The sequence below is a fragment of the Falsiroseomonas sp. HC035 genome (genome assembly GCF_050563525.1).
GTDB lineage: Bacteria > Pseudomonadota > Alphaproteobacteria > Acetobacterales > Acetobacteraceae > Falsiroseomonas.
The window spans coordinates 668,258-679,222 of sequence record NZ_JBNXUN010000002.1 but is presented as its reverse complement, the minus strand read 5'-3'; the positions used below and the strand labels follow the sequence as shown (position 1 = coordinate 679,222).

Here is a 10,965-nt window from a genome sequence, read left to right as displayed (position 1 = left end):
GATCGATCAGCGGCCGCAGGACGGCAAGCTGTATGGCGTGACGGAGCGCGGCCAGATCGTCTCCATCGACGTGGCGAATGGCCGCGCCACACCGGTCTCCCGCCTCAACATGCCGTTCGAGAGCGGCGGCCGCGCGGTGGTGGACTTCAACCCGATCGCCAACCGGCTGCGCCTGATGGGCATGTCCGGCGTGAACTTCCGGGTGAACGTGGAGACCGGGGAGGTCGCGCGCGACGGCCAGCAGAAGTACCAGGTCGGCTCGCCGCAGGCCGAGACGACGCCGCGCATCACCGCTGGCGCCTACACGAACAGCGTGGCCCCTGCCGCCGGTGCGCCGGCCGCCGGCCAGCCCGGCGCGCCGACGACGGCGCTCTATACGATCGACACGCTGCTCGGCACCTACAACCTGCAGGCGCCGCCGAATGACGGCGTGCAGCAGGTGAAGGGCATGCTCGGCATGAGCCTGCCGGTCGGCGTCGGCTTCGACATCCTGTCGGACGGCCAGGGCGGCAACATGGGCTACGTGCTCGCCGGCGGCACGCTGCACGGCATCGACCTGGCCAATGGCCGCCTGACCGCGATGGGCGCGGTGGCCGGCCTGCCGGGCGCCGAGATCATCGACGTCGCCGCGATGCGCTGAGGCCCGCCTCCGGCGGGAGACGCTGACCCTTCGGCGGGGTGCGCCGCCCCCTCTCCCGGCGCATCCCGCCCGAAGCCGCCGCCATGCTCCCGTGCATGGCGGCGGTCTCATTTCCGGCCGAGGGCTGGACAGGGCCGACGCGCTGGGGATTGCTCCGCGACAAAGCGGAGAGACGTTCGAATGCGGATGCTGGTGCTGGGGGCGGGCGCGCTCGGGGGCTATTTCGGCGGGCGGGCGCTGGAACGCGGGCTGGATGTCACCTTCCTGGTGCGGCCCGGACGCGCGGCGGCGCTGGCGCGCGACGGGCTGCGGGTGCGCAGCAGCTTCGGCGACATCGACCGGCCCGTCGCCACCACCGCGACCGCCGGGCCGGGCTTCGACGTGGTGCTGCTGTCCTGCAAGGCCTACGATCTGGACAGCGCGATTTCCGCCATCCGCCCGGCGGTGGAAGCCGGGGCGTGCGTGCTGCCGATCCTGAACGGTATCGCCCACATCGCCACGCTGAACGCCGCCTTCGGCGCGGGGCGAATCTGGGGCGGCCTCGCCAAATGTGCCGCGACGCTGGAGCCGGATGGCACCGTGCGCCACCTGAACGACTGGCACTGGCTGACCTTCGGCCAGCAGGACGGCGCCATGGATGGACGCGCGGCGGAACTCGCGAAGGCGCTCGGCAGCGCGCCGGGCCTGGTGGCGCAGGCGGTGCCGGACATCCAGCGGCGGATGTGGGAGAAGCTGGTACATCTCGGCACCGTCGCCGCCGGCACCGTGCTGATGCGCGCCAGCGTCGGCGAGATTTCCCGAGCGGGCGGCACGCCGTTTCTGCTCTCGCTACTGGAAGGCAATGCCGCCATTGCGGCTGCGCACGGGCACGTCATGGATGAAGCCTTCCTGGCGACCTATCGCGCGCTGTTCTCCGACGCTGGCAGCGCCTACACCGCCTCCATGCTGCGCGACCTCGAAGCCGGGGGGCGCACCGAGGCGGACCACATTCTCGGCTTCCTGTGCGACGCCGCGCGTGCCGCGAACATCTCCGGAGACCTGCTGCAATTGGCCCATCTGCATGCCAAGGCCTACGACCAGCGCCGAGAGGCGGGCCGTCTGCCATGAGTGACCGCGTCAAGCTCGGCTCCGGCGACCTGTCGGTGGTGGTGAAGGCCGAGGGCGCCGAACTGGCCAGCCTGAAGGATGCCGCCGGCCGCGAATTCCTGTGGCAGGCGGAGGCCGCCTGGCCGCGCCATTCGCCGGTGCTGTTCCCCTTCGTCGGCCGGCTGCGCGACGACACGCTGCGCATCGGGCACGAGGTCTACCCGATGGGCCAGCACGGCTTCGCCCGCGACAGCCGGTTCGAGCTGGTCGAACAGGGCAACGCGGCCTGCCGCTTCCTGCTGGTGGACAGCGCCGCGACGCGCGCCGTGTTTCCCTTCGGCTTCCGGCTGGAGATCGCCTACGCGCTGCACGGCGCCAGCCTGACCGTCTCCTACACCGTGACCAACCCGGGCGAGGGCACGCTGCCCTTCTCGCTCGGCGCGCATCCCGCCTTCCGCTGGCCGCTGCCCGGTGCCGGTGGCAAGGCGGCGCACCGGATCGAGTTCGAGCAGGATGAATCCGGCCCGGTCTGGCGACTGGACGACAACGGCCTGATCGACGCCACGCCGCAGCCGCTGCCCGTGCATGGCCGCAACCTCGGCCTGCGGGAGGAACTGTTCCGGCCCTCCGCGATGATCCTGCTGAACCCGGCCAGCCGCCGCCTGCGCTATACGGCGCAGGGCGCGCCGGCGCTGGCGGTGTCCTGGCAGGGATTTTCCCATCTCGGCCTGTGGATGAAGCCCGGCGCGGAGTTCCTCTGCATCGAGCCCTGGGCGGGCTACGCCGACCCGGCGCAGTTCTGGGGCGACATCTGGGCCAAGCCGGGGATGGAGATGCTCGGCGCCGGGGAAAGCCGCCGGTACATGTGGCGGGTGACGGTGGGATAGGGGGGCACCCTTGCGTGCCAGCCGGGCCGGATTATGGTCCGCCGCGACCACCGAAGGACCGCATCATGGCCGACTACGTCATCCCCCCGCCCGCCCAGGCTAGCCTGCCCGTCAAGGGCGGCGGGTCCTTCCCCGTGCGGCGCATCTTCTGCGTCGGCCGCAACTACGCCGAGCACGCCATCGAGATGGGCAGCGACCCGACGCGGGAGCCGCCCTTCTACTTCACCAAGCCGGCCGATGCGGTGGTGGTGAACGGCGCCGACATGCCCTACCCGCCGGCCAGCAAGTCCCTGCACCATGAGATGGAACTGGTCGTCGCCATCGGCACCGGCGGCGTGGACATCAGCCAGGCGGACGCTCTGAAGCATGTCTGGGGCTATTGCTGCGGCCTCGACATGACCCGCCGCGACCTGCAGAACGAGGCAAAGAAGACCGGCCGTCCGTGGGACATGGGCAAGGGCTTCGACAAATCCGCGCCGATGGGGCTGCTGGTCCCGGCAGGCGATTTCGATCCGTCCAAGGGCAAGATCGAGCTGAAGGTGAACGGCAAGGTCACGCAGACCTCCGATCTGTCGAAGCTGATCTGGTCCGTGCCGGAAGTCATCGCCAACCTGTCCGGCCTGGTGCGGCTGGAGCCGGGCGACCTGATCATGACGGGCACGCCGGAAGGCGTCGCCGCCGTGGTCCGCGGCGACCTGCTCGAAGGCATGGTCGAGGGCGTCGGCACCGTCACGGTGAAGATCGTCTGATCCTGTGCGGGTCGTCACCTGGAACATCAACTCGGTCCGGTTGCGCCTGCCATTGCTGGCCGATCTCGTCGCGGCACTGTCGCCCGACGTGGTCTGCCTGCAGGAGACGAAGTGCCCCGACGAGCACTTCCCGCATGAGGGCGCGGCGGCGCTGGGCTTCGAACACCGTGCGGTGCGCGGGATGAAGGGCTACAACGGCGTCGCCATTCTCTCCCGGATTCCCTTCGCGCTGCGCGACGGCGCCGACCCCGACTGGTGCGGCAAGGGGGATTGCCGGCATCTGGCGGTCGAGCTCGATGCGCCTGGCGGGCCGGTGGAGCTGCACGACTTCTACATCCCGGCGGGCGGCGACATCGCCGACCGGGAGAAGAACGTGAAATTCGCGCACAAGCTGGACTTCGTCGCGGAAGCCACCGCCTGGTCCGCTTCGCGTCACGCGGCCGGCGGCTTCAGGCGCGCCATCCTGGTGGGCGACCTGAACATCGCGCCGCTGGAACACGATGTCTGGTCGCACAAGCAGTTGCTGGACGTGGTGTCGCACACGCCGGTGGAAACCGCGGCGCTGACGCAGATGATGCGCGCCGGCGAATGGCACGACGCGCTGCGCCACTTCGTCCCGGCGGACCAGAAGCTGTACACGTGGTGGTCCTACCGTGCGTCGGATTGGCGCGCCTCGGACCGCGGGCGGCGGCTGGACCATGTCTGGGTCTCGCCGGATCTGGCGGGCGGGCTGGTCAGCCATACCGTGCTGAAGGATGCGCGCGGCTGGGCCAAGGCGTCCGACCACGTGCCGGTGCTGGTGGAGGTCGCGACCTGATGCTGGCGCAACTGTCCGGCGCGACGCGGCTGCACGTCATCATCGGCGATCCGATCGCACAGGTGCAGTCGCCCGGCGGCATCTCCCGCGAATTCGCAGCGCGCGGGCGGGATGCGGTGCTGGTGCCGATGCAGGTGGATGCGGCGCATGTCGATGCGCTGCTCGACGGCCTGCGGCATGCGGGCAACCTCGACGGCATCGTGGTGACGGTGCCGCACAAATTCGCCGCGTTTCCGCATTGCGCCAGCACGACGGACCGCGCCGGCTTCCTGCAATCGGTGAACATCCTGCGCCGCCGGGCCGATGGCGGCTGGCATGGCGACATGACGGATGGCGCGGCCTTCGTCGGCGGCCTGGCAACAGCGGGCTACGATCCGCGCGGCCGCCGCGCGCTGATGGCGGGGGCTGGCGGCGCCGGCACGGCGATCGCGCTGGCGCTGGTGGAGGCGGGCGTCGCGGAACTCGCCATCCATGATGCCGATGCGGCGCGGCGCGACCGGCTGCTGGCGCGCCTGGCCGGGCGTGGCCCGGCGGTTCTGCGCGCGGGCAGCGACGATCCCACGGGCCATGAGCTGATCGTCAACGCGACCCCCGCCGGGATGGCATCCGGCGACCCGATGCCGTTCCGCGCGGACCGGCTGGCGCCCGGCATGTTCGTGGGCGAGGTGATCACCAGCCCGGAGCTGACGCCGCTGCTGCACGCCGCCCGCGCGATGGGCTGCGGCACGCAGACCGGCATCGGCATGTTCGCGGCCGGCCGCGCGATGATGGTGGATTTTCTCCTGGGTCAGTGACCCGAAATGTGGCGCGCCGCGATCCAGGCGAAGGTGATGCCGGGCCCGAGTGTAATCCCGGGGCCGGGATAGGCGCCGCCCATGATCGAATGCATGTCGTTGCCCACGGCATACAGGCCTGGGATCGGCCGGTCCGCGCCATCCAGCACCCGCGCCGCCGTATCCGTCACCAGCCCCGTCGCGGCGCCGATGTCGCCAGGCCACAGCTTCACGGCGTAGAAGGGCGGCGTGCCGATCGGGCCGAGGTTCGGGTTCGGACCATGCGCGGCATCGCCGTTGACGCGGTGATAGGCGGTGCTGCCGCGGCCGAAGTCGGGATCCTCGCCCGCCTCGGCGAAGCGGTTCATTCGCGCCACGGTGTCCTCCAGCCCCGCCGCATCGACGCCAAGCGTTCCCGCAAGCGCCGCCAGCGTCGCGCCCTGGTGCAGGTAGCCCTCCGCCAGGAACGAGCCGAAACCGCCCCCGCCGGGCCGCACCATGCCGAGGCCGTACTTCCGGATGCCTTCCGCATCGGTCACGAGGAAGCAGGGAATGCTCGGCACCGTCTCGTGCGCCTGGAACATGGCACGGGCGAACAGGTGGTAGGATGTGGCCTCGTTCACGAAGCGGCGGCCGGCGGCGTTCACCGCGATGATGCCGGGCTTGCCACGGTCCAGCACGAAATGCGGGAAGACGGCGGTGCTGCCGTCTCGCCGCGTGCGGACGGAAACCGGCGCCCAGAAGGCGGTATCCAGGCCGCCCTCGCCGTAGCGGGCGCCGGCCTCCAGCGCCAGGTCGTGCATCTCCCCGGTATGGCCGGGCGCGGCGGGGCTGAATTGCGGCGTTGGCTGCGGCAGCATCTCCGCCCGGCGGGTCGGGTGCCGGTTGAAGCCGCCGGTCGCCAGGATCACGCCACGCCGCGCCATGACCTGCCGCCGCGGGCCGGCCTGGGTCATGACCAGGCCGATGACGCGGCCCGCCTCGCGCAGCAGCGCTTCCGTCCGTGTCGAGACCAGGATATCCACGCCGCGCCGGGCGAGCGACAGCAGCAGCCGCCCGGCCAGCGCGTTGCCCATCACCAGCCGTGTCCCGCGCGGCCCGCGCAGCCGGTCCAGCGCGTGCCGCGCCAGCAGGCGGGCGGCGTGCCGGCCGGATTGCCAAGCGGATTGCCAGAAGCCGGGCTTCCCGGGTTGGCGCAGGCGGAGCAGGTGGCCGATGTCGTCGCGGTCCACCATCATGCCGCCGAGCACGGTGAATTCCGGAATCGGCGGACGCAGCAGGGGAAACAGTTCGCCGAGCGCGCGGCCATCGAAGGGCAGCGGCTCCAGCGCCCGGCCACGCAGCACGGCGCCCGGCACCTCCTGGATGTAGTCCGGGTGCAACGGCCGTGCGCGGAATTTGACGTCTGTCTGCGCCTCCAGGCACGCGATGGCCTGCGGACCGGCCTCCAGGAACGCCTGCCGCAGCGCGGCGCCGGCGTGGTTGCCGACGGCGTGGTCGAGGAAGCTGGCGGCCTGGTCCGGGCTGTCGCCGGTGCCTTCCGCATGCTGCGTGTTGGGCACCCAGGTGGTCGCGGCGGACCACGCGGTGGTGCCGCCCAGGAATTCCGTGCGCTCCACCAGCAGCACGCGCTGGCCCTCGATGGCGGCGAAAAGCGCCGCGGCCATGCCGGCCCCGCCGGCGCCGAGGACGATCACGTCGTAGGCCGCGTCCTCGGCCAGGGACTCAAGTCGCTGGAGCATGACGCCACCGATAGCCCTGCCCGCTTCCATGGCCAATGCCCCTGCGGTGTCTGGAAACCCGGCTCCAGCCGTGGCAGCCTGCGGATGGGAAACGAAGACATGTCACAAGGGGAGGATACGGGAATGGATCGCAGGACCCTGCTGGCCGGAATGGCCGGACTGCCGCTGCTCGGCACGAACAGCGCCCTGGCGCAGGAATTTCCGGCGCGCGACCTGCTCGGCGTGATCCAGTGGGGTGCGGGTGGCGCCACGGACCTGACGGTGCGCGCGGTGACGCCGCATGTGGAAGCAGCGCTCGGCCAGAAGATCGTCCTGCAGAACCGCACCGGCGGCACCGGCGCGATCGGCCTGACCTATGTGCATGGCCAGCCCTCCGATGCGTACACGCTGCTGTTCGGCGCGGAAAACCCGCTGCTGTACCGGGTGCTGAACATCTCCCGCCTCGACTACACGGATTTCTACCCGGTGTGCCTACTGGCGCGCAGCGTGCCGGTGATCGTGGCGAACAAGGACAAGCCCTGGAATTCGCTGAAGGACCTGGTGGCGGATGTGCGCGCCAATCCGGGCCGCATCCGCATGGCCGGCACCGGCCCGGGCGGGCAGGCGCATGTGGTCAGCACCATGATCGCCTCCACCGGCCCGTTCCGCCACATCTCCGTGCCCTTCGATGGCGAGGGTCCGGGCCTGACGGCGATCCAGGGCGGCCATGCGGACTGGATGGCGGCGGGCTCCGGCGCGGTGGCCGAACATGTCCGCGCCGGGCGGCTGAAGGCGCTGGCTGTGTTCAACGACGCACCGCTCGCCAGCCTGCCCGGTGTCGCCCCCGCCACGGCGGATTTCCCCGAGTTGGGGCGGCTTATGCCATGGGGGTCGTTCTACGGCGTCTGGGTGAAGCGGGACGCGCCGGAAGCGGCGCGGAACAAGCTGGTGCAGGCCTTCCGCACCGGTGCGGCGAACCCGCAGTTCCAGCAGTTGATGGCGAACAACGGCAACGTGATCATGAACATCTCCGGCGCCGAGGCCGATGCCTTCCTCGCCCGCTGGCAGTCCGTCACCGCCTGGATCCTGCAGGAGGCCGGTGCCGCGCGGACCAGCCCGGCGGAGCTCAACATCCCGCGGCCGTCGTAGCGCTTCATGGCGGAGGCACGCCGGCGGCGCGAGCCGGGCGAGACCCTGTTCGGCTTCGTCCTTCTGCTGCTTGGACTCAGCATTGTCGCCGAGGGCGTGCGGCTGCAGGGGCTGGAGGCGGTGAGCACGCCGGGGGTGATGCCGCTGGCGGCAGGCGCCGTGATGGCGGCCTCCGCACTCGCCATCATGCTGCGCAACCGTGCGCTGACGGCGCCCGAGTCCGGCTTCGCCACGCGCATCGCACCGCGTGACATCGCGGTCTCCGTCGCGCTGATCGCGGCCTACATGCTGGTGCTGGAGCCGCTGGGCTTTCATCTCGCGACGCTCGGCTTCCTCACCGCGATCATCTGGTTTCTACGCGGTGGCGGGTTCGGCTTCGCGCTGCTGCTGGCGCTGGTGTCCGTCGTCGTGGTGCATGTGGTGTTCCGCATGATCTTTACCGTGGTGCTGCCGCAGGGCTGGCTGCTGCGCGGCGTCCTGCCGCCCGGCCTTCTGCAATGAATGAAGCGCTGGGCTACTTCCTGCTGTCCTGGCTGGACCCGTCGCTGCTGCTGCTGACCGCGGCGGGCACCTTGGCCGGCATCTATGTCGGCGCCATCCCCGGCCTGTCCGTGACCATGGCCGCGGCCATCCTGATCTCCTTCACCTTCAGCTGGGAGGTGAACGACGCGCTGGCGCTGATCGCGGGCGTCTTCACCGGCGGCGTCTACGGCGGATCCCGCACCGCCATCCTGCTGAACATCCCCGGCGCGCCGGCAGCCATCGCGACCGCGCTGGACGGCTACCCGCTGGCCAAACGTGGCGAGGCGGGGATCGCCATCGGGCTGTCCACGGTGATGTCCGTGGTCGGAGGCTTCGTCGGCATCCTGGCACTGGCGGTGGCAGCCCCCGTGATCTCCGACTTCGCGCTGCTGTTCGCGCCGCGGGACTACCTGCTGCTGGCGGTCATGGGGCTGCTGCTGGTCGGCAGCATGTCCGGCGAATCGCTCGCCAAGGGGCTGTATGCCGGGGCGCTCGGCGTGGCACTCGGCATGGTCGGGCTGGACCCGATGACGGCGGAAGGCCGCTTCACCTTCGGCACCGTGCAGCTGATGGGCGGCATCCCCTATGTCGCGGCGATGATCGGCCTGTTCGGCGTGGCGGAGGCACTGGTGCAGCTGCACCACCGGCACGCCATCCCAGTGAAGCAGAAGGTGGCGCGCATCGTGCCGCCATGGAAGCTGGTGCGGAAATACCTGCCGCTGTCGCTGCGCAGTTCTGTCATCGGCGTCGTCATCGGCGCGCTTCCCGGCACCGGCGGCGACATCGCGGCGCTGATGGCCTACGACCAGGCGAAGCGCACGGTGAAGAACCCCTCCGCGCCATTCGGGGAGGGTGCCTACGAAGGCCTGGTCGCGCCGGAAACCGCCAACAACGCGGCGGTGGGCGGCGCCTACATCCCGATGCTGACGCTGGGCATTCCCGGGGATGCCGTGACGGCGGTGATCATCGGCGCGCTGTTCATCCACGGCCTGAAGCCCGGCCCGATGCTGATGATCGAGACGCCGCATCTGTTCTGGTTCACCGTCGGCAACCTGACGCTGGCCAACATCTTCCTGCTGGTCTTCGGGCTGACCGGCATCCGCGCCTTCACCAAGATGGTGGAATGCCCGCCATCGGTGCTGATCCCGCTGATCCTGGTGCTGTCCGTGGTCGGGACCTACGCCATCCAGAACAGCGTTGTGGACGTGTACTTCATGCTCGGCTTCGGCATCTTCGGCTACCTGCTCAAGATGTATGGCTTCCAGGTGGGGCCGGTGGTGCTGGGCATGATCCTCGGGCCGATGATGGATGTGTCCTGGCGCCGCGCCGTCATCTCGGTGGGCGACGACCTCGGCTTCTTCCTGGAGGAGATGTTCACCAGCCCGCTGTCGCTGGTGCTGATCGGCGGCATGTCCTTCCTGCTGCTGAGCCAGACGCCGCTGGCTGGATGGCTGCGACGCCGGAAGGATCAGCCGCGGACCTGATCCGCCTCGGCGTCCGGTCCGTTCGGGTCGTTCGCGATCCGCCGGAGCCGCCAGCCGAGGCCGATGAACAGCGCGCCAGCGAAGATCGCCTGGAACGCCACCAGCCAGATCAGCGCCAGCAGCCCGGGGCCCGGCGCCACCACCATCCAGGCGCCGACCAGGATCGCCAGCGCGCCGATCAGGCCGAGCATCACGCTGCCGGACCGGAAGGCCAGCACCAGCCGGGTGATCCCGGCGACGATCGACCAGGCGGCGACCATCAGCACCAGCACCACGGCGGAGACCACCGGCAGCAGCAGCAGGGCCGCCGCCGCGACCAGGGAGGCGAAGCCGTCGATCCACAGCCAGGTCTTCGATTTCTGTGGGTCCGCGCCACCGCGCCAGGCCTGGGCGATGGAGGAGGCGCCATCGATGGCCAGGAAGGCCGCGAGGAAGCCCAGGATGAAGGCGAGGCCGACGCCCGGCACCAGCAGCGCCACGATGCCGAACAGGATGCCCGCCACCCCGCGCAGCAGGAACAGCCACCAGTTCCGCGCCAGCATCCGCACCACCGGGAACCGCCCGAAAGCCTGCGTCTCCGACATTGCCCATTCCCCGGCCAAACCGCGACAACGCACAGTGTCACAGGGGTAGCGGCGCCTCTGCGATCACTTCCTCGATCACGGCGTAGGTGTGGCTGCTCTTCACGCCCGGCAGGCTGAGCAGCACGTCGCCCAGGAAGCGCCGGTAGGCGGCCATGTCGCGCAGCCGGGCCTTGATCAGGTAGTCGAAGCCGCCGGCCACCATGTGGCATTCCAGCACCTCCGGCACCCGCCGCACCGCTGTGGCAAAACGATCGAAGGCGTCCGGCGTGGTGTGGTCCAGGCTGATCTCGACGAAGACCAGCAGGCCGAGCCCGACCTTGGCCGCATCCAGCCGCGCGCCCCAGCCGGTGATCAGGCCGCCGGATTGCAGCCGGCGCAGCCGTTCGGACGCGGCGCTGGGGGACAGGCCGATGCGGGTGGCGAGTTCCGCCACCGTAGCGCGGCCGTCCCGTTGCAGCAGCGCCAGAAGCCGGCGGTCAATGCGGTCGATTTCGTGTTCCATCGGGCGTTCCGCCGTTGATCCGGCGGGTATAGCGGTGAAAATGCCGCTCCA

General features: G+C 70.4%; 12 protein-coding genes. 9 read left to right on the top strand and 3 right to left on the bottom strand.

Annotated elements, in window-relative coordinates:
• The 6 genes from ACLF3G_RS07655 to ACLF3G_RS07630 all read left to right on the top strand — a co-directional run.
• Positions 1–640: DUF4394 domain-containing protein (locus ACLF3G_RS07655; RefSeq protein ID WP_430668753.1), on the top strand; the 640-nt coding region annotated here is incomplete at its 5' end.
• Positions 641–820: 180 nt separating this feature from the next.
• The gene (locus ACLF3G_RS07650; RefSeq protein ID WP_430668752.1) at positions 821–1,747 is read left to right on the top strand and encodes a ketopantoate reductase family protein; all 927 of its coding nucleotides are present in this window, start codon (positions 821–823) and stop codon (positions 1,745–1,747) included.
• Positions 1,744–2,613 (top strand): aldose 1-epimerase family protein, encoded by an 870-nt coding sequence (locus ACLF3G_RS07645; protein WP_430668751.1) that lies wholly within the window; start codon positions 1,744–1,746, stop codon positions 2,611–2,613. Before ACLF3G_RS07650 ends, ACLF3G_RS07645 begins: the two co-directional genes overlap by 4 nt.
• Positions 2,614–2,678: 65 nt before the next feature.
• On the top strand, positions 2,679–3,362 hold the full coding sequence (locus ACLF3G_RS07640) for a fumarylacetoacetate hydrolase family protein (protein ID WP_430668750.1): 684 nt from the start codon (positions 2,679–2,681) through the stop codon (positions 3,360–3,362).
• Between the two features lie 4 nt (positions 3,363–3,366).
• Entirely contained in the window at positions 3,367–4,179 is an 813-nt protein-coding gene (locus tag ACLF3G_RS07635; RefSeq protein ID WP_430668749.1) for an exodeoxyribonuclease III, read from the top strand.
• Entirely contained in the window at positions 4,179–4,973 is a 795-nt protein-coding gene (locus tag ACLF3G_RS07630) for a shikimate dehydrogenase family protein (RefSeq protein ID WP_430668748.1), read from the top strand. The genes ACLF3G_RS07635 and ACLF3G_RS07630 overlap by 1 nt, the downstream gene beginning before the upstream one ends.
• Here the strand turns inward: ACLF3G_RS07630 and ACLF3G_RS07625 are convergent.
• Complete coding sequence (locus ACLF3G_RS07625) at positions 4,967–6,694, bottom strand: FAD-dependent oxidoreductase (RefSeq protein ID WP_430668747.1); 1,728 nt, start codon at positions 6,692–6,694, stop codon at positions 4,967–4,969. The two genes, ACLF3G_RS07630 and ACLF3G_RS07625, sit on opposite strands and share 7 nt — an antisense overlap.
• 123 nt (positions 6,695–6,817) lie before the next feature.
• Between ACLF3G_RS07625 and ACLF3G_RS07620 the strand changes: the two genes are divergently transcribed.
• The 3 genes from ACLF3G_RS07620 to ACLF3G_RS07610 are packed head-to-tail and all read left to right on the top strand — an operon-like array spanning position 6,818 to position 9,828.
• Positions 6,818–7,822, top strand: coding sequence for a Bug family tripartite tricarboxylate transporter substrate binding protein (locus ACLF3G_RS07620; protein ID WP_430668746.1), 1,005 nt, complete (start codon positions 6,818–6,820; stop codon positions 7,820–7,822).
• A gap of 6 nt (positions 7,823–7,828) precedes the next feature.
• Positions 7,829–8,323, top strand: a complete 495-nt coding sequence (locus ACLF3G_RS07615) for a tripartite tricarboxylate transporter TctB family protein (protein ID WP_430668745.1) — start codon at positions 7,829–7,831, stop codon at positions 8,321–8,323.
• The gene (locus ACLF3G_RS07610; protein WP_430668744.1) at positions 8,320–9,828 is read left to right on the top strand and encodes a tripartite tricarboxylate transporter permease; all 1,509 of its coding nucleotides are present in this window, start codon (positions 8,320–8,322) and stop codon (positions 9,826–9,828) included. The genes ACLF3G_RS07615 and ACLF3G_RS07610 overlap by 4 nt, the downstream gene beginning before the upstream one ends.
• On the opposite strand, the gene ACLF3G_RS07605 is transcribed toward ACLF3G_RS07610, so the two are convergent.
• Together ACLF3G_RS07605 and ACLF3G_RS07600 are read right to left on the bottom strand one after the other, a co-directional pair.
• A complete protein-coding gene (locus ACLF3G_RS07605) occupies positions 9,813–10,412 on the bottom strand; it encodes an HdeD family acid-resistance protein (protein ID WP_430668743.1) in 600 nt (199 codons plus the stop codon). The two genes, ACLF3G_RS07610 and ACLF3G_RS07605, sit on opposite strands and share 16 nt — an antisense overlap.
• A gap of 37 nt (positions 10,413–10,449) precedes the next feature.
• A complete protein-coding gene (locus ACLF3G_RS07600; RefSeq protein ID WP_430668742.1) occupies positions 10,450–10,914 on the bottom strand; it encodes an Lrp/AsnC ligand binding domain-containing protein in 465 nt (154 codons plus the stop codon).
• Between the last annotated feature and the right edge of the window lie 51 nt (positions 10,915–10,965).

What these genes read in the sequence shown, in the direction of transcription:
- ACLF3G_RS07650 (WP_430668752.1), top strand. Translation starts at nt 821, where the DNA reads ATGCGGATGCTGGTGCTGGGGGCGGGCGCGCTCGGGGGCTATTTCGGC.
- ACLF3G_RS07625 (WP_430668747.1), bottom strand. Translation starts at nt 6,694, where the DNA reads ATGCTCCAGCGACTTGAGTCCCTGGCCGAGGACGCGGCCTACGACGTG.
- ACLF3G_RS07620 (WP_430668746.1), top strand. Translation starts at nt 6,818, where the DNA reads ATGGATCGCAGGACCCTGCTGGCCGGAATGGCCGGACTGCCGCTGCTC.
- ACLF3G_RS07605 (WP_430668743.1), bottom strand. Translation starts at nt 10,412, where the DNA reads ATGTCGGAGACGCAGGCTTTCGGGCGGTTCCCGGTGGTGCGGATGCTG.
- ACLF3G_RS07645 (WP_430668751.1), top strand. Translation starts at nt 1,744, where the DNA reads ATGAGTGACCGCGTCAAGCTCGGCTCCGGCGACCTGTCGGTGGTGGTG.
- ACLF3G_RS07615 (WP_430668745.1), top strand. Translation starts at nt 7,829, where the DNA reads ATGGCGGAGGCACGCCGGCGGCGCGAGCCGGGCGAGACCCTGTTCGGC.
- ACLF3G_RS07640 (WP_430668750.1), top strand. Translation starts at nt 2,679, where the DNA reads ATGGCCGACTACGTCATCCCCCCGCCCGCCCAGGCTAGCCTGCCCGTC.
- ACLF3G_RS07630 (WP_430668748.1), top strand. Translation starts at nt 4,179, where the DNA reads ATGCTGGCGCAACTGTCCGGCGCGACGCGGCTGCACGTCATCATCGGC.
- ACLF3G_RS07610 (WP_430668744.1), top strand. Translation starts at nt 8,320, where the DNA reads ATGAATGAAGCGCTGGGCTACTTCCTGCTGTCCTGGCTGGACCCGTCG.
- ACLF3G_RS07600 (WP_430668742.1), bottom strand. Translation starts at nt 10,914, where the DNA reads ATGGAACACGAAATCGACCGCATTGACCGCCGGCTTCTGGCGCTGCTG.